Source organism: Altericista sp. CCNU0014, assembly GCF_044923475.1.
Classification (GTDB): domain Bacteria; phylum Cyanobacteriota; class Cyanobacteriia; order Thermosynechococcales; family Thermosynechococcaceae; genus JAAURS01.
Window position 1 is genome coordinate 395,716 of the sequence record NZ_CP137338.1, and the last position, 24,974, is coordinate 420,689.

General features: G+C 51.4%; 21 protein-coding genes and 1 pseudogene. 9 read left to right on the forward strand and 13 right to left on the reverse strand.

The window, feature by feature from the left end; all coding sequences use genetic code 11:
• Positions 1 to 300: 300 nt before the first annotated feature.
• Together R6H26_RS01985 and R6H26_RS01990 are read right to left on the reverse strand one after the other, a co-directional pair.
• A complete protein-coding gene (locus R6H26_RS01985) occupies positions 301 to 1,386 on the reverse strand; it encodes an ABC transporter ATP-binding protein (RefSeq protein WP_404787875.1) in 1,086 nt (361 codons plus the stop codon).
• Positions 1,387 to 1,435: 49 nt separating this feature from the next.
• Positions 1,436 to 2,725: an ATP-binding protein gene (locus R6H26_RS01990; protein ID WP_404787877.1), complete on the reverse strand. Its 1,290-nt coding sequence runs from the start codon at positions 2,723 to 2,725 to the stop codon at positions 1,436 to 1,438.
• A 149-nt stretch (positions 2,726 to 2,874) separates the two neighbouring features.
• Between R6H26_RS01990 and R6H26_RS01995 the strand changes: the two genes are divergently transcribed.
• On the forward strand, positions 2,875 to 3,099 hold the full coding sequence (locus tag R6H26_RS01995) for a hypothetical protein (protein ID WP_404787878.1): 225 nt from the start codon (positions 2,875 to 2,877) through the stop codon (positions 3,097 to 3,099).
• Here the strand turns inward: R6H26_RS01995 and R6H26_RS02000 are convergent, their stop codons facing one another.
• The 4 genes from R6H26_RS02000 to R6H26_RS02015 form a co-directional block, all read right to left on the reverse strand.
• A complete protein-coding gene (locus R6H26_RS02000; protein ID WP_404787880.1) occupies positions 3,100 to 3,342 on the reverse strand; it encodes a hypothetical protein in 243 nt (80 codons plus the stop codon).
• Positions 3,343 to 3,767: 425 nt separating this feature from the next.
• Positions 3,768 to 5,768 carry an amylo-alpha-1,6-glucosidase gene (locus R6H26_RS02005; protein WP_404787882.1) on the reverse strand — a complete coding sequence of 667 codons (2,001 nt, stop codon included), beginning with the start codon at positions 5,766 to 5,768 and terminating at the stop codon, positions 3,768 to 3,770.
• Between the two features lie 113 nt (positions 5,769 to 5,881).
• Entirely contained in the window at positions 5,882 to 6,169 is a 288-nt protein-coding gene (locus R6H26_RS02010) for a Mo-dependent nitrogenase C-terminal domain-containing protein (RefSeq protein WP_404787884.1), read from the reverse strand.
• 410 nt (positions 6,170 to 6,579) lie between these two features.
• Positions 6,580 to 8,163, reverse strand: coding sequence for an NAD(P)H-quinone oxidoreductase subunit N (locus R6H26_RS02015; RefSeq protein WP_404787886.1), 1,584 nt, complete (start codon positions 8,161 to 8,163; stop codon positions 6,580 to 6,582).
• A gap of 357 nt (positions 8,164 to 8,520) precedes the next feature.
• Between R6H26_RS02015 and topA the strand changes: the two genes are divergently transcribed.
• From topA to R6H26_RS02030, 3 genes are all read left to right on the forward strand, one after another.
• Positions 8,521 to 11,199 carry a type I DNA topoisomerase gene (topA, locus tag R6H26_RS02020; RefSeq protein ID WP_404787888.1) on the forward strand — a complete coding sequence of 893 codons (2,679 nt, stop codon included), beginning with the start codon at positions 8,521 to 8,523 and terminating at the stop codon, positions 11,197 to 11,199.
• A 667-nt stretch (positions 11,200 to 11,866) separates the two neighbouring features.
• Positions 11,867 to 12,475, forward strand: coding sequence for a class I SAM-dependent methyltransferase (locus R6H26_RS02025; protein ID WP_404787889.1), 609 nt, complete (start codon positions 11,867 to 11,869; stop codon positions 12,473 to 12,475).
• Between the two features lie 440 nt (positions 12,476 to 12,915).
• On the forward strand, positions 12,916 to 13,896 hold the full coding sequence (locus tag R6H26_RS02030; RefSeq protein ID WP_404787891.1) for an alpha/beta hydrolase family protein: 981 nt from the start codon (positions 12,916 to 12,918) through the stop codon (positions 13,894 to 13,896).
• A gap of 364 nt (positions 13,897 to 14,260) precedes the next feature.
• On the opposite strand, the pseudogene R6H26_RS02035 reads toward R6H26_RS02030, so the two are convergent.
• Positions 14,261 to 15,465, reverse strand: a pseudogene (locus R6H26_RS02035) (ISAzo13 family transposase).
• A 219-nt stretch (positions 15,466 to 15,684) separates the two neighbouring features.
• Between R6H26_RS02035 and R6H26_RS02040 the strand changes: the two are divergent.
• From R6H26_RS02040 to R6H26_RS02050, 3 genes are all read left to right on the forward strand, one after another.
• Positions 15,685 to 16,479 (forward strand): alpha/beta fold hydrolase, encoded by a 795-nt coding sequence (locus tag R6H26_RS02040; RefSeq protein WP_404787893.1) that lies wholly within the window; start codon positions 15,685 to 15,687, stop codon positions 16,477 to 16,479.
• A 135-nt stretch (positions 16,480 to 16,614) separates the two neighbouring features.
• Positions 16,615 to 17,175, forward strand: coding sequence for a YdeI family protein (locus tag R6H26_RS02045; protein WP_404787895.1), 561 nt, complete (start codon positions 16,615 to 16,617; stop codon positions 17,173 to 17,175).
• Positions 17,176 to 17,246: 71 nt separating this feature from the next.
• Complete coding sequence (locus R6H26_RS02050; protein ID WP_404787896.1) at positions 17,247 to 18,371, forward strand: class I SAM-dependent RNA methyltransferase; 1,125 nt, start codon at positions 17,247 to 17,249, stop codon at positions 18,369 to 18,371.
• A 6-nt stretch (positions 18,372 to 18,377) separates the two neighbouring features.
• On the opposite strand, the gene R6H26_RS02055 is transcribed toward R6H26_RS02050, so the two are convergent.
• Together R6H26_RS02055 and R6H26_RS02060 are read right to left on the reverse strand one after the other, a co-directional pair.
• A complete protein-coding gene (locus R6H26_RS02055) occupies positions 18,378 to 18,641 on the reverse strand; it encodes a hypothetical protein (RefSeq protein WP_404787898.1) in 264 nt (87 codons plus the stop codon).
• A gap of 147 nt (positions 18,642 to 18,788) precedes the next feature.
• On the reverse strand, positions 18,789 to 19,247 hold the full coding sequence (locus tag R6H26_RS02060; protein WP_404787900.1) for an MgtC/SapB family protein: 459 nt from the start codon (positions 19,245 to 19,247) through the stop codon (positions 18,789 to 18,791).
• Positions 19,248 to 19,668: 421 nt separating this feature from the next.
• On the opposite strand from R6H26_RS02060, the gene R6H26_RS02065 reads away from it, so the two are divergent.
• Both R6H26_RS02065 and msrB read left to right on the forward strand, forming a co-directional pair.
• The gene (locus R6H26_RS02065; RefSeq protein WP_404787902.1) at positions 19,669 to 20,484 is read left to right on the forward strand and encodes an SgcJ/EcaC family oxidoreductase; all 816 of its coding nucleotides are present in this window, start codon (positions 19,669 to 19,671) and stop codon (positions 20,482 to 20,484) included.
• A 138-nt stretch (positions 20,485 to 20,622) separates the two neighbouring features.
• Positions 20,623 to 21,117, forward strand: coding sequence for a peptide-methionine (R)-S-oxide reductase MsrB (gene msrB / locus R6H26_RS02070; protein ID WP_404787904.1), 495 nt, complete (start codon positions 20,623 to 20,625; stop codon positions 21,115 to 21,117).
• A gap of 26 nt (positions 21,118 to 21,143) precedes the next feature.
• On the opposite strand, the gene cynS is transcribed toward msrB, so the two are convergent.
• From cynS to R6H26_RS02090, 4 genes are read right to left on the reverse strand one after another with little or no spacing between them, the layout of a single operon-like run.
• Entirely contained in the window at positions 21,144 to 21,593 is a 450-nt protein-coding gene (cynS, locus tag R6H26_RS02075) for a cyanase (RefSeq protein ID WP_404787906.1), read from the reverse strand.
• Between the two features lie 49 nt (positions 21,594 to 21,642).
• Complete coding sequence (locus R6H26_RS02080) at positions 21,643 to 22,518, reverse strand: ABC transporter ATP-binding protein (RefSeq protein WP_404791179.1); 876 nt, start codon at positions 22,516 to 22,518, stop codon at positions 21,643 to 21,645.
• Complete coding sequence (locus R6H26_RS02085; RefSeq protein ID WP_404787908.1) at positions 22,518 to 23,354, reverse strand: ABC transporter permease; 837 nt, start codon at positions 23,352 to 23,354, stop codon at positions 22,518 to 22,520. The genes R6H26_RS02080 and R6H26_RS02085 overlap by 1 nt, the downstream gene beginning before the upstream one ends.
• A gap of 7 nt (positions 23,355 to 23,361) precedes the next feature.
• Entirely contained in the window at positions 23,362 to 24,939 is a 1,578-nt protein-coding gene (locus R6H26_RS02090) for an ABC transporter substrate-binding protein (RefSeq protein ID WP_404787910.1), read from the reverse strand.
• Positions 24,940 to 24,974: the final 35 nt, after the last annotated feature.

Consider the following 24,974-nt stretch of genomic DNA (forward strand, 5'->3'; position numbering starts at 1 on the left):
GGAACAGCAGGCCACCGTGACAGCTTAGAGTAAGCAACGTAAAACCTGTGACGGAAACAGAAATGGAGGTGTATGCATCTTGGATATCTAAAGTTCAATCGGTACCCATCAATTCATCCCCATCGAATACATTGAAGAATGTATTGATAGATGTGTTTAGAAATACATGCTTTAGATACTTATATAGTGCCTGCTTTTCTCTTGCCTGTTCCCTGAATTTCACGAAGATGAACATTGCTTTATATATCTTCATGAAGAGTAAGTCAACGTTACCCCTTTAAAAGGGATTGTGTGCTCGATCTAGAGCAACCGATCGCCTGTTCGGGTATCGAAGGCGATCGCTTGTTCTAAATCGGGTCTGATGGCGAGACGCTCGCCGGGAGCGGGGGAAAGGTTGCCCTGGGTGACTAGATTGAGCGTCTGACTGGGTTCTGAGGTTAAAAAAGCTCGGATGAGGGTTTCTCGGCCCAAGGGTTCGACGACTTCAACGGTTACGGAAAGGGTTCCTTCGCTTAGGTCTGGCTCGACTTGTATAAATTCGGGACGGATGCCGATATCGACAGTTTGATTTTGAGTGCTGTTGAGAGCGGTTTGAAGGCGAGGGGGGCAAGGAATGCTGCGATCTTTTAAGTGAAACATGCCGTTTTGATAGGTGGCATGCAATAGATTCATGGCTGGATTGCCCAAGAAGGTGGCGACCATCCGGTTGGCGGGCGTTTGATAAATTTGCTGGGGGGTGCCAATTTGCTGAATCCGACCTTGCGACAGCACGACGATGCGGTCGGCAAGGGTCATGGCTTCGGTTTGGTCGTGGGTGACGTAGAGGGTGGTGATGCCGACTTGCTGGTGCAGGCGCTTGAGTTCGACGCGGGTATCGTCTCGCAGTTGGGCATCTAGGTTGGATAGGGGTTCGTCTAACAGAAACACCTGCGGCTGTCGGGCGATCGCCCGGCCTAGGGCCACCCGCTGCTGTTGCCCGCCGGAGAGTTGTTTGGGTTTGCGCGCGAGCAAATGGGAGAGTTCCAGCGCTTCGGCGACAGTGGCTACTCGCTGTTGAACTTTGGCGGCTTCGACGCGGCGCATTTTGAGGCCGAAGGCCAAGTTTTCGGCGACGGTCATGTGGGGGTAGAGGGCATAGTTCTGGAAAACCATGGCCACATCGCGATCGCGGGCGGGGCGATCGTTGACGTTTTGGTCGGCGATGTAGATTTCGCCGGAGGTGGGAAAGTCAAGTCCTGCGACCATGCGTAAAATGGTGGATTTACCGCAGCCCGACGGCCCAACCAGCACCCAAAATTCGCCATCGGGTACTTCAAAGCTGATATTTTCAACGGCGGCAACTGCGCTGAATCGACGGGCGATTTGGTGGAGGCGGACTTTTGCCATTGAATTTTGTCCGAGAAACGAATCCTGTCAAAACTTTACCGCAGTGGACTCAGCTTTTTTGTCCCCGCAGGTAATCGATAAACTGGCGAGCGGTACGCCCAGACCGCACGTTATGGCGAACGGTCCACTGGAGGGCTTGGTGGGTCAAGGTTTCGTCTGGCAAATCGATTCGAGCTCGTTGGGCGAGATGGCGCACGATTTTGAGGTAGGTGTTTTGGTCGGCGGGTTCGAAGGTGAGGGTGAGGCCAAAGCGATCGCTCAGGGAAAGCTTTTCCTGTACGGTGTCCCAGGCGTGAACTTCGTCGGCGCTGCTGGGTCGCGGGCGATCGTCAAAAAATTCGCGAATCAGGTGGCGGCGGTTGGAGGTGGCGTAGACGGCGACGTTGGCGGGGCGGGCTGTGAGATTGCCTTCTAAGACGACTTTGAGGGCTTTATAGCTGTTTTCTTCGTCTTCAAAGGACAGGTCGTCAATAAAGATAATAAATTTCAGGACGGAGGAGCGGATTTGCTCGATGACGTCTGGCAAGTGCATCATATCGGCTTTATTGAGCTCGATCAGTCGCAAGCCGCGATCGCCGTACTCGGTCATGAGCGCTTTGATGAGGGCGGATTTGCCGGAGCCGCGACTGCCGTAGAGCAGGACGTTGAGGGCCGTGTGGCCTGCCAAGAGCGCTTCGGTATTTTGCTTGAGGGCGGTTTGCTGCCAGTCGTAGCCAACGAGGTCGGTTAACTGAATCTGTTCTGGGTTGCCGATGCCTTCTAGTGTGCCGTTGCGCCACCGCAGGGCTTTAGCGGTGGCAAAGCGTCCGATGCCGTATTGTTGGTAGTGTTTGGCGAGGGCGGGTAGGGTTTCAGCCCATGTTAGGGTCGCAAAGAAGGGCGATCGCTCTAAGTCTTTGGGTTCTAGAGTTTGTACCATCGGCAGTTCGGGCATTGCCAAGGTAGAGAGGGCGGCTTGAATGAGGCTAGGACCTGCGATCGCCCAGCGCTGGAGCAGATTGAGGTCGTGACTGGCAGCCTGAGTTAGCCCCGGCGGCAATTCTGCTAGGGGTCGAAGCTGTGCTTGTCGTGCAAACGGATTGTCGGCACTCAGGATTTTGGCTTCGATCCAATCCAGCCAACCGGAGGCGGTTTTAGAAACGGCATAAAACCAACGGCTATAGGCCTGTAGAATTGCTGCTTTGCTAGTTTCTGGCTGTGCCAATAGAGCTAGAAGGTTGAGGTAAGTCTGGCTGAGGTCGTCGTCTATGAGGTCTCGATACACTAAAAGCGCAGCAGCTTGAGTGGAGAGTTGCTGGAGTTTGATCGCTGCTGCTTCAGTGTTGGACAAACCGCTCACCTTGATGTTAGAAAACTTTTCCTTTTCTTAGGATAAGTGCTTCTCGTTGCTTGACGTAGCGTCCCAAAAATTGCTGAATGTGCTAGGGGGTGTTACGGTTATTGCGCTTAGCCTTTGTAGGGCGATCGCGGGTACAATCGTAGAGGTGGGTGACGGCGAGTTTCAGTCCCTGTAAGGGGTTTAGCTTTTTTGAGACATCCTTCGCCTTCGGCGCAATCCTCTCCGTCAGCTCAGCCCCAACCCTGACCTACCGAGTCCAGACGATAGCTCTGTCCAAAGCCCAAGCGATCGCCACAAGCGCGATGCAGTTGCTGGGCAAAACGCTTGGGCTTTGGACAGAGCAACGGCCAGATGCCGCCCTGAAGGTAGGTTAATCAGCTCATATTGCGAATAATTTGATTGTTCGTTTGCGAAGTTTTGAACATAATGTTGGACAACATATCCATCTGCAAGTTTCGCTGGTTCATCTTATTCTGCAAGCTCAACATGTCGAGCGTATTACCGCCAACCACGCAATCAAGCTGATCGTCGCTAAGCTCATCAGAAATAGATTCAAGGTCTTGATGCTGTAGTACTTTCTCTGAACGAGAGGTTGAATTTTGGTCTTGTCGAAACATGATGTAAGCCTCAATTTAAGATGGGGTGAAACCAACAAAACAATTATGATTCTCTGCCCCAAATCTCTCTGTGATCTCACGCACTTCTAATCGGTAATTCTTTATATTTTATTTTGATGAGCAATGACCAGTTGTAGCGTGACCCAACAAAGACTCTACATGTCTCAGGGTTTTTGCTAGGGGAATGGTTATTTGTTGAGTACGTTGGTCACAAAATTTCAACCTCTATAAGGGTTTTAGCCTTTTTGAGACGGCCTCCTCCCCTACCTCTGTTTCCGCAGCCTTTCGGTTTCAATCCCTGTAAGGTTTTATCCTTTTTGAGACTGTAGCGAACTTCAGCGGTCAAAAGCATCCTTGCCAAAAATCCACCTCCACAGTCGCGCGCGACACCAAGAAAATAGGATTTCCCCGCACTTGCGCTTCCCTTAAAAATAACGCGCGATCGCCACCCAAGCATTCAAAACCTCCGCCACCGTCCAAGCCTGAGCAATACAACCGCGCGGCATCATCGGCGCATCTCCATCAAAAATCTCGCTGAGGCTACCCACTCCGCAGGCGACGAGATGATTCGCCATCGGTTCTAGCAACTCAAGCGCCTGCGTCGGATTCCTATAGACGCGCAAGTGAGCCTGCACAAATGGACCCAACAACCACCCCCAGACCGTCCCCTGATGGTAAGCACCATCGCGCTGAAGGGGGTTGCCGCCGTAGTGCCCCTGGTATTGGGGGCTATCGGGAGACAGCGATCGCAGTCCGTGACTCGTCAGCAATTTCCGCCCGCACGCCTCCACGATCGCGCGCTGCTGTTCTGCGGTCAACAGCGGGGAAGAAGTAGCCTTCGGTAAGATGACCGCAAAGAGTTGGTTGGGGCGGAGCGAATCATCATCGCCCTCAGGCCCGTCTAGCACGTCGCAGCAATAGCCGAGCGCCGGGTTCCAGAACCGACTGAAATGGGTTTGGGTCCGGTTGGCGATCGCCTCATAGTCCCCGTAGGGTTGGCCCACTCGACGCGCAAAAGTTGCCATTACGCGCAGAGCATTGTACCAGAGGACATTCACTTCAACAGGCTTGCCAATTCGCGGCGTAACCACCCAATCGCCGACCTTGGCATCCATCCAGGTCAACTGCACGCCTGATTCGCCCGCATAGAGCAGACCGTCATTGGCATCGAGATGGATATTGTAGCGAGTACCGCGTCGATGCCAGTCAATAATGTCGGCCAAAATTGGAAACAGCTCGCGCAGCAAGTCATCATCTTCCGTCGCGGCGTAATAGGCGCGGATCGCCTCAAAATACCAAAGCGTCGCATCGACCGTATTGTATTCAGGAATCTCCCCCGTATCGGGGAAGCGATTGGGCAACATTCCCCGATCGACATACCGGGCAAACGTTCGCAGAATAGAACGAGCAATTTCCGGTCGCCCGGTGGCCAGCGTCAAACCGGGCAGGGCGATCGCCGTATCCCGCCCCCAGTCTCCAAACCAGTGATAGCCAGCAACGATCGTTTTACCCTCAGGGTCGTCGGCAACCGTCCGATCGACGATAAAACAATCCGCTGCCAGAACCAAGCGATCGATCCAATCGGGCGCAGTGCCGTCCGCGGGCGGACGATTTGCGTTCCAAAGCCCGAGCAACAGTCGTTCGCGATCGTGTTTGGCTTCGAGCGCCCCTGTTCCGTTGAGGCTGGCGTTGGCGTCAGTACTGGCCACCAAAGTCAGCGATTCTCCTGGCGTCAGAATCGTATCAAAAGTGGCGGCATGGAAATGGTCCTCGCGATCGGTCAACCCCCGATACCGCTCTACTGCTAAATCGAATCCTCTGTACCAATCGCGGGCAGGCGAGATCCGCTCGGCATTGCTGAGGAGATAGAACGGGACTGCGCCTGGAAAGGCAGTCATGCAAAGACCTTCCTCAATCGGCTCGACGCTCATCTGCCAAGCGTCTGCGCGAGTGTCTCCATGATAGTCGCGGTAGTTGACCAATGCTTTGAGGGAGAGCGTTAGGGGCTGCGTGGCGCGCAGGAGCGCGTACTGGACGTAGGTAGTATTGCTTCCCTGTCGCATCCATACCCGTTTTTCTAAGAGGGCATCGGCACAGGCGAACCGCCAGACGGGCACCGTTCCTTCCAGGTAAAAGCGCTCCATCTGTCGATATCCCTGCGGTTCGACGAGCCCACTGGCCCAGCGATTGGCAGACAGGGGGTAGCGTCGCTCGTCGTACAGTGCGGTTTCGTCCAGCTTGGCCAGCAGCAAGGTACGGCCTAAAGGCGGATTGAGCGCTGCTACTAGCAAGCCGTGGTAGCGACGGGTCAGTAAACCAGAAATTGTGCCCGAAGCGTAACCGCCAATTCCGTTGGTCACCAACCATTCTCTGGCTTCAGCGCTGCTGAGTTCTCCGCAAATGTCTCGCCCAAATTCAATAGCCATAGCGCGTTACCTGTATGAGCGATCGCTGAGGCTCGTCCGCAAGGTCCAACGTAATGCAAACGAACGTTAAAACTTTGCATGGTCGTCCGATCTGACGGTCAATATGCCGATTTTTAGCAGTAGACCGTAATATCCTCTCCACAGCGATCGACGAGATAAGATAAAGACTTAAATCGAAGCCCGACGATCTGCTCGTAGAGTGGATTCAGTTTGCACAATGGCGGGATATGGAGAACTGTATGCCCCAATATTTTAATATCTCGCGCAAAGGGACAGTAGGCAGGAATGATTTTGCATAAAAATCTAGCGATATTAGGATTTTGAATTTCAATCGATTCTAGTCGCTGGCGAATTGAATCGAGTAAACTCGCGTTCGTTTGACCTCGATCTAAGCGTTGCATGACCACACCCTCCCTGACGATTGACCTAATTTAAGAATGTTCTAAACTTTAAATATTGAGTGCTTTTATAAACGTATTTCTGTATGTTTTTACTGTAGTGAAAACAACCTACAAAAGAATGAGTATTGTCTGAGTGAAGGGATAGCTTTTGCTTAAAAAAGACCCGAGCCAGAATCGGTCGACCGAAAAGACCGGACATTGTTGCCCTCAAAGGGTGAATGCTAGCTCGATGGCCCTGAAATAAGCGGCAAAAAAAATCTGCAAGGCTCGATTCACGCTCATCGCAGCCTTGCAGAATAGTTGTATGGCTTTTGTAAGGTCGTTCGAAGTCAGGCAAGAGTCTTGAAACGGTTCCTCCAAATAGCCGTCGAAGGTCACCCCAGCCGAGCTCGATCGGGCTGGGATGGGGTCTATAGTTTGGGCGTTGCAGCAGATGGAACGATCCCTAACGAAGCCGATGGCTTTGCTCCAATGGTTTTGGCTTTCGTTGCTGCCGTCTGGAGCTTGGGCACATCCGCGACCGAGTGATTCACAATCGTAAACAGGGGATTGGACAGAATGCCCGACAGAGAAGTCGTAATCAGCGCAAAAATAATGCCCACTTGCAATGGCCGCATTCCAAAAGGTTGCCAGTTGATGACCGGATAGTTCTCGATCGATTCCGACATTTCGTTGGATTCCTTCACGACCATCATCTTGACAACGCGGATGTAGTAGTAAATGGACACCACGCTCGTCACTAGACCTAACAAAACCAGACCGTAGGCTCCCGCCTGCCAACCAGCCCAGAAAATGTAAAGTTTGCCAAAGAATCCAGCAAGAGGCGGGATGCCCCCCAAGGACAGCAGGCAAATGCTTAAAGCCAGGGTCAGCAACGGATCTTTTTGGTAGAGACCCGCATATTCGCTAATGCGATCGGTCCCCGTTCGCAGTGCAAATAGAATGACGCAGGCAAAGGCCCCCAGGTTCATAAACAGATAAATCAACAGGTAAAATACCATGCTGGAATAACCCGCTTCCGTGCCGACCACCATCCCAATCATGATGAACCCGGCTTGGCCGATGGAAGAATAGGCCAACATCCGTTTCATGCTGGTTTGGGCGATCGCCACTACGTTCCCCAGCACCATGCTGAGAATGGCTAAGGCCGTAAAGATAAAGCGCCACTCCTCTACCACCGCTGGAAAGGCATCCGTCAACAGCCGAATCGCAAGGGCAAAGCCTGCTGCTTTAGAGCCGACGGATAAAAAGGCTACGACAGGAGTGGGGGATCCTTCATAGACATCTGGCGTCCATTGGTGAAAGGGCACTGCCGCAATCTTGAAGCTGACACCGGCAATGACAAACACGAGGGAAATGAGCAGTCCCAAGGAATTTTCGGTCCCGTTTCCCAGGGCTACCGCGATCCCCGACAAGTGGGTTTGACCGCCGGATAGCCCGTAGAGTAGGGAGAGCCCGTACAAAAAGATGGCCGAGCTAGAAGCTCCAATCAGCAGGTATTTTAGCGCCGCCTCGTTAGAGCGCGGGTCTCGCTTCATGTAGCCCGTCATCAGGTAAGAAGCAATACTGAGCGTCTCTAGAGATACAAAAATCATGACCAGCTCTTCCGCACCGGAGAGGAACATGCCCCCCACCGTTGCCGCTAGCAGGATACTCATGAACTCGCCGAGGTCGCTGCCCGCTTGGTCTACATAGCGGATCGACATTAAAATCGTAACGGCAGCCGACAGTGCAATGATGCCGCGAAAGACAATGCTGAGATTGTCGGCATTGAAGCTTCCTAAAAAGGCGATGGTATCGGGCCGATCCCACTGCATGTAGAGCAGACCCACCGCAGTGAGGAGTCCGGCGATCGCCACGTAGGGGGTCCATTTTGCCGAAGCGCGCCCTAAAATTAAATCGCCGATCAGAACGACCAGCAGCGTAATTGTAACGACGCTCTCAGGCAGAATTGCGAAAGCATTGAGCTGACTTCCGAGGTTGGCAAAGTCCATAAGGGTGCCGTAAATAACGTTCTAAGCTTTACATCGTACCCAAGCAGATCTCGATCTGCTTGGGTACGATGGATTACATCAGAGAATTTTAACCCGCATTGCTGCTCGAGCACGATAGCAGGATTCAATATAGATTATAGAAGCGCTATGATTTCTGCACGAGACGCTTGACGGCAGCGCCAATCCCAATTCTCAGATCTCTTTAATTCATTCTTGAATTCGCCTAAATCAGACTAAAGAGCGGCATATCCATCCATTTAGGGACGATCTTTACCAGGAAATTGCTCATATTAGTCGATCGAAGCTATTTAAGACCGTCTGCTCCTGTTTTTTACTCTTCTTAGTCGATCCTGTCCTATGTCCACGCTGGTTATTGTTGAGTCGCCGACCAAAGCCCGAACCATTCGAAACTTTTTACCCTCGGGGTATCAGGTCGAAGCTTCGATGGGTCACGTTCGAGACCTACCGAGGGATGCGAGCGAAATCCCAGCCGCTGTGAAGGCTGAAAAATGGTCTTCCTTGGGGGTCAATGTCAATGCTGACTTTGAGCCGCTCTACGTCGTACCCAAGGACAAAAAGAAAATTGTCAAGGAACTCAAAGAGGCCCTGGCCAATGCCGACGAGCTCCTCCTGGCAACTGACGAAGACCGAGAAGGGGAGAGTATTAGCTGGCATTTAATTCAGATTTTGCAGCCCAAGGTGCCCATCAAGCGGATGGTGTTCCACGAAATTACGGACGAGGCGATTAAAGCTTCGCTCCAGCAGTGTCGAGAGGTGGATCAGCGTCTGGTTCGCGCCCAGGAAACCCGTCGGATTTTAGATCGGCTAGTGGGCTACACGCTGTCGCCGCTGCTGTGGAAAAAAATAGCGCCCAGCCTCTCCGCAGGCCGAGTGCAGTCTGTGGCGGTAAGGGTGCTGGTGCAGCGGGAGCGGGAGCGCAGAGCTTTCCGTCAAGGCAGCTACTGGGATCTCAAAGCGAGCCTAGAAAAGGATAAAACCCCTTTTACGGCAAAGCTCGTCACCCTCAAAGGTCAGCGCCTCGCGACGGGCAGCGACTTTGACGAAAATACAGGCCAAATCATTGCTGGCCGCCAAGTTGTTTTGCTGAACGAAGCCGAAGCCAGAGCGCTTCAGCAGCGTCTCGATCGCAAAGAGTGGCAGGTCAGCGGTCTGGAGGAACGCCCGGTCACGCGCAAGCCCGCGCCGCCCTTTACCACTTCTACGCTTCAGCAAGAAGCGAACCGGAAGCTCCGCCTGTCTGCCCGCGAAACGATGCGGATCGCGCAAAGCCTCTACGAGCAGGGCTATATCACCTACATGCGGACGGACTCCGTGCATTTGTCAGAACAGGCGATCGCCGCTGCCCGCGCTTCTGTCGAAACCCTCTACGGCCAGTCCTACCTCAGCCCCGAACCCCGCCAATACACGACCAAATCCAAAGGCGCCCAAGAAGCCCACGAGGCCATTCGTCCGGCAGGTAGTCCTTTCCGCACGCCGAAGGAAACTGGGCTAAAGGCTCAGGAAATGGCCCTCTACGAAATGATTTGGAAGCGTACGGTCGCGACCCAAATGGCGGAAGCGCGCCAAACCCTGATTACAGTTCAGCTTGCGGTTGAAGACGCGGGCTTTAGAGCCAGCGGCAAGCGCATTGACTTTCCCGGCTTCTTCCGGGCCTACGTGGAAGGCTCCGACGATCCCGACGCTGCCTTAGACGACCAAGAAGTGATTTTGCCGAACCTCCGCCAGGGCGATCGCCCTACTTGCAATGCTTTGGAGGCGATCGGTCACGAAACCCAGCCTCCCGCCCGGTATACTGATGCATCCCTCGTTAAAACGTTAGAAAGCGAAGGAATTGGCCGACCCAGCACCTACGCCTCGGTCATTGGCACCATTATCGACCGAGGCTACGTTCAGCGGCAGGGCAACACGACCCTCGTGCCCACCTTCACTGCTTTTGCCGTCACTGCCCTGTTGGAGAAATACTTTCCCGATCTCGTGGATATCGGTTTTACCGCGCGGATGGAGCAGACCTTAGACGATATTTCCACTGGGGAAGCGGAGTGGCTCCCCTACCTCAAATCTTTTTACTTGGGCGAAGCAGGTTTGGAACATCAGGTCAAAGATCGCGAAACCGCCATCGATGCCCTGGAAGCCCGCACCATCGATCTGTCTAACCTAGGTGCGAAGGTTCGAATTGGCCGTTTTGGACCCTACGTCGAAGCCGAACGGGAGGGCGCTGCCGTGACGGCTTCGCTCCCCAAGGACATGACCCCCGCCGATCTGAACCCGGATCAAGTGGAGCTGATCCTCAAGCAAAAAATTGAAGGTCCCGACAAATTGGGCTTCCATCCCGAGACGGGGGAACCCATTTATTTGCTATTGGGCACCTACGGTCCCTACGTCCAACTGGGGGACGCGCCCCAACCGGGCCAGAAAAACCCCAAACGGACCTCTCTTCCCAAGGGTGTCACGATGGAAACTGTAACCCTGGAAATGGCGCTCCAGCTTTTAGCCTTGCCGCGCAATTTGGGCACTCATCCCGAGACCGAGCGACCTGTAAAGGTAGGATTGGGGCGGTTTGGCCCTTATGTGGTCCACGACCAAGGTAAAGACGGTCAAGATTTTCGCTCTCTAAAGGCAGAAGACAGCCTATTTACGATTTCCCTGGAGCGGGCTTTGGAGTTGTTAGCGATCCCCAAAACGGGGCGCGGGCGACGCGCTTCTGCCAAACAGGCGCTGCGGGAGTTGGGCAAGCATCCTGAGGACGGGGAGCCGATCAATATTTACGATGGTCCTTACGGGCCATATATTAAGTACGGCAAAACCAATGCCAGCTTGCCGGAGGATACGACGGTGGAAAATATCTCCTTGGAGGAAGCGCTCAAGCTGGTGACAGAAAAGGCCGGAACCAAGAAGGGCGGGAAGAAGGCGGCGATCGCCAAAACTTCCGCTAAAGCGGCCACCACCAAGGCCAAAGGTGCGAAAAAGACCGCTCGCGCAACAACTAAGAAAAAAGCGGAGGCCGGTTCTGCCTAAGGTTAAAGGCCAAATCCCAGACGCTGAGGTTTTTGGGGCAGCGGCGGTCGTCAGCGATCGCAAACACAGTACCGCGGTGATCTTTGATACAGACGGTCGAAAAAATCCAAACTATATTGAAAAAATGCAATATACAGAAATAAATCTTTAGCTTCCTGGCTAAACACTATATCTAATCGCAGCGCCGTTTGAGGCAATGCACTTATGACTAACTTATCTTCAAAGCGCGCCTTTCATTCAGGGCGCGCTTTGCTTTTAAAGGTTGTTACTTGGGAATAAAGGGGGTGCTTAGGTCGATGGTAGGAAACTCAATGACTTGCTGACACAGCCTCGATCGATGGGTTTCCTGTCTCAACTTATCTGACGGGACTCTGTCATTGAAGCGCACGGGATGGCGCGAGAGCATTGGCGATCGAGAAATCATAACGGGTACTGTCGCAAAACGTCTCTAATTAGGAGTGTTATGCGACAGTTTGTCGCAATGCCTGCCTATTGGAGGATGTTAGAGACACCTGTCATATAATGTCCCTCAACAGGGTATTAGGCGACATTGTGTCATTTAAATAGCTCATGGAGGATGTTAGACGACAATTTGTCGTTTAAACAGTAGTTGGGCGGTAAGGTTGATGATGCAACCAGAAAGCAGATGAACACGGAGCGAAAGTAGATGAACACGGAGCGGTGGAACCATAACATTCACTATCACCCTCTCGTCTTGGGAAGAACACCATTAGGTTGCTCTCGTGCGCTTGATATTGGATGCGGTGAAGGAATGCTCGCGCGCAAACTGAGTGCCGTTTCAGAGTTTGTTGTTGGCATCGATCTAGATCGCCCTTCAATAGAAATAGCTAGCGCCGTGGGAGGCGAACGTATTCAGTACGTGGTCGGCGACTTTCTCGAACATGCATTCGAGCCTGCAAGTTTTGATTTGGTCGCATCCGTAGCCACTCTCCACCATTTGGATGCGGAGGCTGGACTCGCACGCATGGCTTCACTTGTGCGACTAGGCGGTACGCTCGTGGTGGTCGGTCTGGCTCGATCGCGCGGTTTTACAGACTACGCATTCGATATTGCCGGTGCTGTTTCGACGCGTGTTCACAAGTACGTGCTCGGAAAGCGCTACTGGGAGCACAGCGCACCGAAGGTCTGGCCGCCGCCTCTGAGTTACACAGAAGTAAGCCGTACCGCAAAACGTTTGCTTCCGGGCGTTGAGTACCGACGGCATGTTCTTTGGCGCTATTCACTGACTTGGACACGACCGCATGAGCGTAGCTAGCGATCGCCCGCCCAACAACCCGGCTGGAGCGGACTGTTGGGAGATCTTGGTGGTGGTGCAAAGGTTACTTGCAGCCGCTCAGCCGGAACGTTAGCCGTCACAAAGCTTATAGGCGTTTGCTGAAGTAAGAAGCGAACTGGAAATAGAAGTAATTAGTCAAACTTATCGTGAAGTCCTTGTAACCCACATTCCGCTAGTCCAGAGGGCCAAAAAATAATTAGAACGAAGCAATCAGGATCGTAGCCATCCGTACTCACTTAATTCTCAATAAAGCAAGACTATTAGGAATAGTAAACTGCTCGCCGAAAAAAACAAATCGCTAGAACCTCTGCTATGAAGGGATTTCATATTTAATCATTTTTAGCTGCTCGAAACAGCGCAATGTGGTTTGTAAACGAGTATTAAGGTTATATTGAACCTAAGTAGCTAAGATCGAAATCATGACTGTACGAGCATTTTTCCGAGTTGCTACAGTTGATGCTGCAGCCTCTCCTTACAACAGCATTCAACTGAAGGTTTTCTACCCCGCCCAGTTGACAGGCAGTGACCAAGAGCAGGACATGGGCATTGTTCCTGCCGATTCTCAACAATCCCCCTTTAAGGTCGTCATTTTTTTCAACGGTATCAATTGCGGTCCTGAACTGTATCAGTGGTTGGCTGTTAAGTTGGCAAAGCGTGGATTAGTGGTCATTACATTTTCCTGGGTTGCCGAAAATCTACCTGGGATGGTGGCACTCACTCCCGGAGTTGCTATTAATATGCTGACTCCAGCTATGTATGGTAAGGGTCCGACGGCTTCTGCTTTACCAACCTTGCTCAAGGAGCTAGACAGTCTCCAGAGTGAAGGGGTGCTAGCTGGTCTACTTGACTTAAATGGTGTCGTTCTAGGGGGGCATTCTGCTGGAGGTAGGGTTGCAATCGAAAGTGCAGATTCACGATTTTTCCCATCTGTTGTCGCTGCTTTCGCCTATGGTGCTCATACAGCAGCAATTACCCAATTAGGGTATGCAGCGGGTACAATCCTATCATTACCAGATACTTTGCCCGTCCTATTGATTGGTGGAACCCGCGATGGAGTTATTGCCAATAGTAGCCACCGCTATGGAGTGACTTGGGAAGAGGCTACAACACCAGTTAAGCGCACCTTTCAAGAGGCTATCGTGGGTGGTAGAAATGATAGTTATTTGCTGCTTCTAGAAGGAGCCAACCACTTTTCTATTGCCGATTCGTTCGACTTCACAACAGGCACACCATTTCTAGACTTTCCAGCTACCCAACCAGAAGAACAACTACGAAATTTAATGGCGGAAGCGATTGGTGTGTTTATTGATGCTCATGTTCGTTATGAGGCAACAAGCCTCGAATCTCTCAGTCAACTAGTGTCTGATAATCCTTTGATTGCATTATTCGATCGTAAGTAATTTGTGGTTTTAAGTCTGGGAACCTTGGTGGTGCAGAAAACTCGTGAAACCCTTATAGGGCAATGATTGTCAAAAGATTGCCGTTGTTGAGAACATGGCTGATCGACAACGCAAAATCAAGGTTTCAGGGCTTGATTTAGAGCCAAATGCTCGACTCAATCGAAGCTCAAAAAGTTTTCTGCACCACTAAGGTCTGGGAACTTGAGAGTTGGCATCAATTTGATTGTATGTATGGCTAACACTGCGCTGCAACGGACGGCATAGAGATCCTGGTGGTGGCTCAGAGGTTATTTGCCGCTGTTGCGCTTCACGATAGGCTGCTTCATTCAGTTGGTTAGGATCGTGGATTAAATAACCTCCAGAATTAAGCTTTTTGAGGCTTGGCGGTGTAATTCCATTTTGGCAGGTAAGCATCAAAAACGATTTCCATTGATTCCTTAAACGCCTGGGTGACTTTTCGCCCCGTTTGATACACCTTATCTAATACCGTCGCCAAGACCTTCAGACCCGTTTTCGTCTTGGCTTTACCCATCAAATCTTTAACAGTTTCCACCGACTCAAAAATGACACCTTCACACACCCGTGTCAGATGAGGGAACAGACGATGCTCAATGGGATTGTGTTTTGAGGTATACGGTGGATAGTGGGCAATGCGAATCTCAATCCCCAATTCATTGACCAATGTCTGTAAATCTTGCTTAAACAGATAGTGGCGTGAACTGTTAGACCCGCCTCCATCACAGAGGATCAAAATAGAACTGGCCTTCGGATACTCCATGGAACCGTAATGATTCCACCAGTAGCGAATCGAGTCACAGGCAAACTCTCCCGTGTCATGACTGACCCCAATCTGCACATAGCCGATGTTCAGGTCTAAGTCGTATAGTCCATGGGGAATGGCAACCCCCTCTGCCAGGGATGGCCAATCATGGTCAAGCACCTGAATCTCTTGTTGGGTATACAAACGACCCTCTCGATACAGGAGTCCAATCAACTCTTTTTTTTAGTGTCCATGCTTAAAACCGGATGACCTGAGTCTTGATAGGTTTTTCTAAGATTCCTGATGTTTTCAAACTGTTCGTTACGATGGGCGGTTTCTCCTGTAGACAGTCGTTTCTGAGCTTTGCGTTTGCGATAATGATGCTTTTTAAGCAATTGGTCAACGAGGGTAACGCTGATGGCTTTTCCGTCAACTTCGATCAACTGAGCAATCTCTTGACGCTTGAGATTTGTCCATTTCTGCCCCTCATCCATCGGCGACCCTGCGGTGTGCGCCTCTAGCACCTCAATAAAGACTTCATCCAGTCCCTCGACGGTCTCAAAGGCTGATTTGCGTCCCCCGCCTTTTGCCCGAATCCCCGCCTGATTCATGGCCACTAAATCATCCAACTCTGATAGCCCCAATCGAATCGTGTAATAATCACACCCAAACAGAGCGCTAATGTACGATATTCCACCCCATCCCAGTTTCGCAGCTTCGATGGCCCCATAACGACGACGATCCTTTTCATTTAAGGACTTGTAAAGCCGTTGCATTTGCTGCTCAATAGCGAAGGGGTAGGGATTCATCTAAAAACAGATAAGGAAAGGATCTTCAAGCTATCACGCTTCCTATATTCTGGAGGTTATTTAATCCTCGATCCTTAGCGTGTAGCTTAAAGATTGTTCGGTGAGAGGCGATCGACTAGCAATTCTGTCCAGCAGTGTTCATTCTCGATTCAGAGATACTAATGAGGCAAAATAGGAACGTCGTTGCTGCGATGGAGAAGATGCAGAATGCCCAGAACCATGATTAGCAACATTGAGATGTACTATGAGGTTCATGGCAGCGGTGAGCCTGTAGTTTTGATCCATGGCTTGAGCATGGACAGCAGCACATGGTTTAATCAAGTTCCTGTTCTCTCTCAGAATTATAAAGTAGTCGTGTTCGATAATCGCGGTGTTGGGCAAACTGATGCTCCCAACAAGGACTACTCAACCGAAATGATGGCGGATGATGCTGTCGCCTTGTTAAAGTTTTTGAATGTGGACAACGCACATATTTTGGGCTTCTCAATGGGTGGCATGATTGCCCAGATCATTGCCCTGAAATATCCGGAGTTAGTGAAAAGTCTGCTACTCAATGCAACCGCCACTCAATTTCCCGCTAAAGCAAAACATTTAATTCAGACCTGGCTGAGAATGCTTAACGAAAATGTATCTTTGGAAACCCGTATAAGAGAAGGTTTTTTGTGGGGTTACACAAATGAATTTTTTGAAGATGACGAAAGGGTGACAGCTTCAGTCAATCTTGCGATCGATCGTCCTCATCTGCTATCCACTCGTGGTTTTGCCGGACAAGTTGCTGCGCTAATGAAGCATGACACGCGATCGCAAATCAGCCACATCTCAGTTCCGACTCTAGTGCTGATTGGTGAAGATGATACCTTCATTCCTAGAAAGTTTTCAGAAGAACTGGCTGCTAGGATTCCAAAAGCTGAGTTAGTCGTATTAGAGCGTGGCGGACACAACTGTTGGATAGAATTTCCTGGGCTATTTAATCAAGCTGTGATGCAGTTTTTAGAAGGGGTGACATCGATTTGAGGAGCGGAAAGGGTACAGGTTCTAGCAGTCGAATAACCGCGCTGCACCGGAACGTAAAAATAAGATCGGTTGAGACGCAAAGGCTATCTGCGTCCGGTGAGCGCGACCGTTATGCGGAAAATAGTTTAGAGAAGAATGGAAATTACCAAAACTATAAAGCTGCAAGATAGATCTGCGTGGCGAGATTGGTTGGATAAAAACCATCAAGCTCTTACAGAAATTTGGCTGTTATTCGATAGCCGCCTCGAACATCCAACCGTCAACTATCTGGATGCTGTAGAAGAGGCGATTTGCTTTGGGTGGATTGATGGCATTCAGAAACGACTCTCAGCCCACGAACTCGCTCAAAGATTTACCCCGCGAAAGCAGCGAAGCAACTGGACAGAGTTAAATAAAGAACGCGCTCGCCGCCTAATTCGTTTGGGACTGATGACCGATGCTGGAAGCAGAGTACTTCCAGACCTAAATGCTGAGTTTACCGTTGCTGAAGATATTATAGAAAGACTGAAGGTAGAACCTGATACCTGGTCTAACTTCCTGGAACTTCCCGATCTGTATCGTCGGGTGAGAATTGGGTATATCGAAGAAGTGCGTAAAAATCGAACTGAGTTCGAGCGGCGACTTCAGAACTTCGCGCGTAACACTGCAAGCAATAAAATGTTTGGAAATTGGAACGATCGAGGCAGGCTTTCATGAATTGGAAGAGAGCCAGATTTTGCGCTCCCCAACCCTTAGGATAACGAGATATGCTGAGGGTTTAGCGATCCATGAATCAATATTTTGCAACAGTAGCGCGGGGGCTAGAAGCACTGGCAGCGCAAGAGCTAGAACAACTGGGCGCTCGTGCGGTAACTCCAGGCTTTTGCGGTGTGGCCTTTGAAGGCGATCGCCCTCTCCTCTACCGCATCAACCTGTGGGCGAGACTACCGTTCCGCATATTGGTCAAGCTCAAAGAGTTTCCTTGCCGGGATTCTGAAGAGCTTTATCGCGGTATTCAGTCCCTAGATTGGTCGAATTACCTCACGCCAGATTTTACCCTGGCCGTCAACGCAACGGGTAAAAGCGATCGCCTCAACCACACCCACTTCACCGCACTCCAAGTCAAAAACGCCATTGTGGATTGGCAGCAGACCCAGCACGGCGATCGCTCGAACGTGGATGCCCAAACCCCCGACGTCCAGATCGGCGTCCATATCGACCGCGATCGCTGTACCGTCAGCCTCGATAGTTCTGGCAGTAGCTTGCATCGGCGCGGCTATCGACCGGCGGTAGGAGCAGCCCCGCTCAAAGAATCCTTAGCAGCGGCCTTAATCCAGCTTTCAGGATGGCAGCCAGAGCAGGCCTTCTACGATCCCCTCTGCGGTTCCGGGACGTTACCGCTAGAAGCCAGCCTCAAGGCCCTCAATATTGCCCCCGGATTATTCCGCGATCGATTTGGATTCGAAACTTGGCCCGACTTCGACCCAATCCTCTGGGACGCACTATTGCGCGAAGCGAAAGACAGCCAGCTCGATCGCTTCAGCGCTTCCATTGGCGGGAGCGATCGCAACGGGGAAGTCATCGAACAGGCGATCTCTAACGCTCGGTCCTGCGGTGTAGGCGATCGCGTCTGGTTTGCTGAAATGGATTTGGCCGAGGTTTCCGCCCCTGCCGCGAGCGGCATTTTGTTGTGCAACCCGCCCTACGGCGAACGGCTAGGTCAGGATAGCGACTTGGGAGCGTTTTATAAACTGCTGGGGAACGTGCTGAAGCAGCGCTTCAAAGGTTGGACCGCCTTCGTGTTGAGCGGCAATAAAGAACTCTCCCAGTTTATTGGATTGAAATCGTCTCAGCGGACGCAGGTTTATAACGGAGCTTTGCCCTGTCAGCTCATGAAATACGAGCTGTATTAGCTGAAGTTACGAGATCGCTCGCTTTGCTTGGACGATCTGATTCTGCACTTTATGCATAATGCGACTGCGGAGGGTGCACAGGGTTTGGAATTCTCCACACAGCTCCGTCCTATGGGACCAGACTGGCTCTAGGGGCGCTTTTAACACCCACGAGGCCGAATGGCTGTTTGAAAGGTTAATCCCCAACAAGGTTTTGAGAAGATAGACGCCGTACATTGCGCCGATCGTTACCAGAAGTATCTTAGGCGACTGATTGAGCCATTGCTTCATAAAAGTACATTTAATTCGGTCCTAAGAGTCTAGCGCTTATCAGCGAAAGTGGCACTCTTATGGCATTGGCCTTGGGAACTCAATTGCTGCCATCTGCTGCTAAGACGCCAGAACTCAGTTTCAGTTAGGAATTGCGATCGCAGATCGTTACAAGTCGGTTTCATCGCGGATAAGATATTCTTCAAGGCGTTTGACGGTGATGAGAATAAATAACACCAGCAACGTTCCAATTAAGCTGGTCGGCCAGAGACCGCAACCGCTGACCATGCCCAACGCTGCTGTAGTCCAGAGCGCGGCGGCAGAAGTCAGTCCCTTTACCGTCTTGCGATCGCCTCGCGCGGACTGCCGCTGCAAAATTTCCCCCGCGCCTAAGAAGCCGATGCCAGTCGCAACGCCCTGAACGGCACGACTTAAGCCCTCTGCACTGCGATCGGGGTTGACTTGCAAGGGAATGAGGACGATTAAAGCAGCGCCCAAACTTACCAGCATGTGGGTTCTAAGGCCAGCAGGCTTGCCTGCAATTTGGCGATTCCAGCCAATCAGCCCGCCGACAATTACGGCAACCAAAAGGCGAATTCCAGTATCCCAAAACTCGTGGAAACCCATCTCAATCGCGCTCGTTACAAAACAATACGGTCAATCTAAAGCGGTTGCGCTAGCTCGGTATTGCTAATACAAAGGAATTGGTCGAGACAATCTATTATTTCACGCACAGGACGCTCGAATCGTGCTGCCTGCTTCGGCAGAGCAACTCAAAGCATGTATCCTGATGCTCGTTATATCCGCTAACCGACGGAAGGTCGCGCGCCCCACTGGGAAAATGCGGGACAATTCGATCGGGAATGACTCAATTTTGCAAGTCAAATTTCCTTGCGGGTGCTGTCTCGATCGCATCTTGTCTGACCAGGATTGAGGTCAAGTTCGAGTTAAGCAAGTCAAATGTTTTTTACAGTCTGCGATAAAAGCGTCAAAACGATGGCTGTAAGGTTCAGGATAGAGAGCAGACCGCAACATGGAGGCGAGCGTTATGTCTGACCTTGGGCTGACTCATATTGCTTTACCAGTCTGTCAGGTGGATCGAAGCATTGCTTTTTACGCCAAGTACGCGCGGATGCAGGTCATTCATCGTCGGACCGATCGCACCATTCAATCCGATGTGGTTTGGCTGAGCGATCTGACTCGACCGTTCATTATCGTTTTGATTGAAATGCCTCAGGTCGATGCTCCGCTCTTGCCGATCGCCCATCTAGGCGTTGGCATAGAATCCCGCGAAGCCGTCGATCGCCTCTGCCAAGACGCCCGACTAGACGGCGTTCCGACCGAAGGCCCAAATGACGGGGACGCTACCGTAGGGTATTGGGCGTTCCTGCAAGATCCAGACGGACATACCCTTGAAATTTCTTACGGTCAGGAGGTCGGTTTTGCAGTTCGGCAAGCGACTGCAGAAAAACAGCCGCCAGACCTGCACGTGAGTTCTCCAGAGGTATTGCTCGTCCGACAAGCTGCCGATGCCTGGATGACGGGGGACGCGGACGCTTTTGCAGACCTATTCCTGCCGGATGGAGAATTCATCGTGCCGGGGAAGCGCTGGGTGGGACGGGCCGCGATCCGCAAAGCTGCTGCGGACTTTTTTGCTGCCGGCACCGATGTGAAAATCGATATTCGCCGGGTCATCGTCGAGGCCGATCGGGCTTGCGTGGAGTGGCACTGGCAAGAAACCGAGTGCGCTGCAAACAAACGTGGGTCTGCGGATGATGCCATTGCGATCGACTTTCGGGATGGGAAAATCAGCCGTTGGCGAGAGTATATCGATACCCAAAGCTGCATAGAAACGGAAGTTTAATCTCGATCGACCCAAGTTCTTTCAAGAGAACCCTAACCGTATCGTTCTCACCTAGCATTAATGCAGCACTCAGAGCAACTTCAGAGCCTTGATGTAGCCTTATTTCATACATAGAAAACTCATACATTCAGGACGATCGTGAAAAGGCGATATTTGTTACAAGCCAGTGCGGCAATGGTGGGTGCGGCAGGTCTATCTCGGTATTTGTCGGGTTGCGCCAAAGAACGGGCAGTTGCCACCCCACCCTTTGAAGTTGTCAAAACTGAAACGGAGTGGCGCAAAATTCTGACCCCAGCGCAATTTTACGTGTTGCGGCAACACGGCACAGAACAAGCTGGCACCAGCCCCTTAGATCGTCAGTATGGAAAAGGCAACTATCGCTGCGTAGGATGCGATTTGCCCCTATTTGCTTCAAACGCGAAATTCAACAGCGGCACGGGATGGCCGAGCTTCTACGCGCCTATCGAAAAGGCTATTGGAACCTCTGAAGATAAGATGTTCGGCATGACTCGTACTGAAGTTCACTGTCGCCGCTGCGGCGGACATCTCGGTCATGTTTTCCTCGATGGTCCGCCGCCGACAGGTCAGCGGTACTGTATAAATGGCGTAGCGCTAAAATTTGTGCCCGCTTAAAAGCTCACTTATAGCTGAATATAGGGCTACCATTTTTTATAGGGGAGGAACTTCCCATTCATGATGACCTTGACGCGATCGCCTTTGGGATCTTCTACTTTCTCGATATCCAGGGTGAAATCGATCGCACTCATGATGCCATCGCCAAATTTCTCTTGGATGATATCTTTCATCGGCATCCCATAGACTTGCATGATTTCGTAAAAACGATAGACCAAGGGATCGGTCGGAACGACAGGCCCTAATCCTTTGGTGGGGTAAGCCGTGAGTTCTGAGGCAAGTTCCTGCGGCAAATCGAGGGCTTGGAGAATTTTGCTCGCTTCCTCAGCAGAGGCGGTGGACTGACGATAGAATACCGAGGCAATCCAAACTTCGTCCTGACCGAGGAGTTGTTCGAGGTCGGCAAAGGTGATTCCCTTGATTTTCTTGGCTGCTAGTAGCTTCTCGGTAATCGCGGGTAGTTCTGGGCTGGACATACTGACTCCTTAAAAATTAAAAATTGTAGTAGCAAAAAAGAGCAAACGGTTAAGCCGCCGCACGCCGAATGCGAGCTTCCTCAACGGCACGGGTTTCGCGAGATAGATGTTCTTCCATCTGCACTTTGAGGGTATGGTATTCGGGATATTGGTCCAGATTCTCGCGTTTGCGGGGACGTGGGAAGGGCACATCCAGAATTTGGGCAATACTGGCTGCGGGTCCGCGAGTCATCATCACAATCTTGTCAGAAAGTAATAGGGCTTCTTCAATACTATGGGTGATCAGAATGACGGTCTTGCGATCTTGCTCCCAGATTCGCTCGACTTCCTCTTGGAGAAAACCGCGAGTGAGAGCATCCAGTGCGCCAAAGGGTTCGTCCATCAGCAAGATTTGGGGGTCGATCGCCAAGGCTCGAGCGAGGCCTACCCGTTGTTTCATCCCCCCAGAGAGTTCATGGGGGTGTTTGCGTTCCGCACCCTTCAGCCCGACCAAATCAATGTACTCGCGGACGATGCGATTTAGCTCAGCACGGGAACGTTGGGGAAAGACCGTCTCTAGGGCGAAGTAGATATTTTCGGCGACGGTCATCCAGGGCATGATCGCATAGTTCTGGAAGACAACCCCGCGATCCGGTCCAGGCCCCGTTATGGGCAGATCGCCCAAAATGATGGACCCCGTGGAGGGTTCGGATAGGCCTGCAATGATATTGAGCAGGGTGGATTTGCCGCACCCGGAGGGGCCAATGATGGAAACAAAGGTGTTGGATTCTACTTCTAGATCGATTTCGGCGATCGCTAAGTAATCCTGGGAGGTGCGTTTGAGAACGCGATCCACGATCGTTTGTCTGCCCTGGTAAACCTTGGAAACCCCTCGAATTGAAAGGTGCGCCGCAGTGTCTACCAGATTTATTTTGCTAGATTCCATCATGATGACCTTTGTCCAAATGAGACCCACTGTTGGAGCAGACCGAATAACCAATCCAATACTAATCCAACCAACCCAATCAAGAAAATGGCGGTAATAATACTGGTGATTTTAAGGTTATTCCATTCATTCCAAATAAAATAACCCACACCTCCGCTCAGTAAGATTTCAGCAGCCACAATGACCAACCAAGAAATGGCAAAACTAATTCTGAGCCCCGCCACAATATTTGGGGCAGCAGCAGGCAGAATGACTTTATAAATAGTGCGCCAAGAAGATGCACCCAGGGTCCGCGCCACATTCAGGTAAGCAGGGTCGACGTTACTGACGCCAAATTTGGTATTGGCTAAAGTAGGCCAGATGCTGGAGATCGCAATCACAAAGAGCGCTGTTTTTTCAGAGCTTTTCATTAAGGCTAGCCCCAGCGGCAACCAGGCCAGCGGCGAGACTGGACGCAGAATCTGAATAAAGGGGTCGACGGCTTTAGACACCACGGGGGACAGTCCGGTTAGGACCCCCAAGGGAATTGCGATCGCCGACCCGATTGAAAAACCCGTCAAGACCCGCTGGATACTGGTCAACAGGAGCCATCCAATTCCTCGATCGTTGGGACCATAATCGAAAAAGGGATTGGACACCCAAAACCAAAAGTCCTTTAGCGTTTGGCTGGCAGACGGCATAATGGGCAGAAAGAGTTTGAGATTTGCCCCTACCTCCCATACGATTAAAAAGACCGACAAAATTGCTAAAAATAGCAAAAATGCCTTTTGGTTGACGTTCAGGAGGGGCAATTTTTGTCCATCTGCCCCCATGGATTGTCCTTTGCGTCTGGCCATTCTTCAGCTATACCTTGAACTTCTTGATTTGCTCGTCCACGTAGGATGCGGGATTTTTGGGATCGAAGCGATCGTACTTCAGGGTTTCTTCACGTTCCAGGGTTGCGGGTGGCGTCTGGCCAATTTCTTTCTGTAACTCAGCCGCCACGTTGGTCATGAAAATATCGTTGGCAATTTTTTCGTAGTCAGCTTTTTCCTTAGGCATCAACTCCCACCGTACCAATTGGGACGAAATCCATTTGGCGAAGCTCTTCCAGGGATAGGGGTCAAACCCAACCCGATCCGGCACGTTCAAGGTATTGCCTAAGCCATCCTCAAACTTACCCGTTAACACGGCTTCTACCACCGGTAACGGTTGATTGAGGTATTTTCGTTCGATCAACGCCGCAGCCACTTTAGTGCGATTGGTCGGATTGTTGGCATAACTTGCCGCATCCACGATGGCCTTATTGACGGCTCTAAAGGTGTTGGGATTGGTGTCAATCCAGGATTGACTGGCCGCAAACGCGCAGCAGGGGTGACCCGCCCACAAATCCTTTGACAACATGTGGATAAAGCCGACCTTTTCGTATACCGCGCGTTGATTGAAGGGGTCGGGCATGAGCATAGCGTCCAAGTCCCCAGCACTCATTTTGGCAACGCTGTCTGGGGGCGGAACGGGAAAGATTTGGACGTCTTTGTCGGGGTTCAGTCCGCCTGCGGCCAGGTAATATCGGATCAGCAGGTTATGCATGGAGAAGGGAAACGGCACTCCGATCTTGAAGCCTTTGAAGTCTTTGGCTTCTTTGACTTTGCCTTTATGTTTGAGGGAAACGGTAATGGCTTGACCGTTAATGTTCTCGATGCTGGCTAGTTTGATCGGGAATGCTGCTGACCCAAGGCCCAAGGTGATGGAAATGGGCATGGGCGACAGCATGTGGTAAGCGTCCAGTTCTCCGGCGATCGCAGAATCCCTCACCGCTGCCCAGTTCGGCATTTTTTTGACCGTGACCTTTAAGCCGTGTTTTTCGTAAAACCCAAGCGGTTCAGACATTACGATGGGGGTGGCACAGGTGATGGGGATAAACCCAATCGATAATTGCGGTTTTTCAAGCTTGCCCGTTGCTGAACCTGTGGAGGATTTTTCATCCGTAGGTTTGGTCGCATCTTGAGCGCAACTGCCGATCGCAATTAAGGATGCCGCGACCACCACCCGCTTCATGAATTCCCGACGGCTGTAATCGCCGCTGCGGATGGTATTGCTAAAAAATTCTGTGGCATGAACCCCAAAGGCAGCAGCCATGGCTTGGTCTAGACCGCCCGCTTCTTGGAGTAACTCTCGGCAAAATGCCTCTCGGGCGGGGTTTCCACCGCCGAGTTCGCGTAAGAGGAGGGCCTCCCGCATCTCAACCTGCGTCAGGGTATTGGCCAGATCCAAAACATCGGATTTGTAGATGCCCATCTTAATCAGGTCATCCACCATGTCTGTAGGCTGCTGGGGCATACTTTCTAGAAATTCCCAGTGATCTTGCGGCAAGTGATTTCCGCCGCAGTCGCACTGGACATCGGGAGGAACCACGACAGAGGATTGACTTAAAATTGCCATAGAAAAACCTCACACGAATAAATGTGTTGGACTCA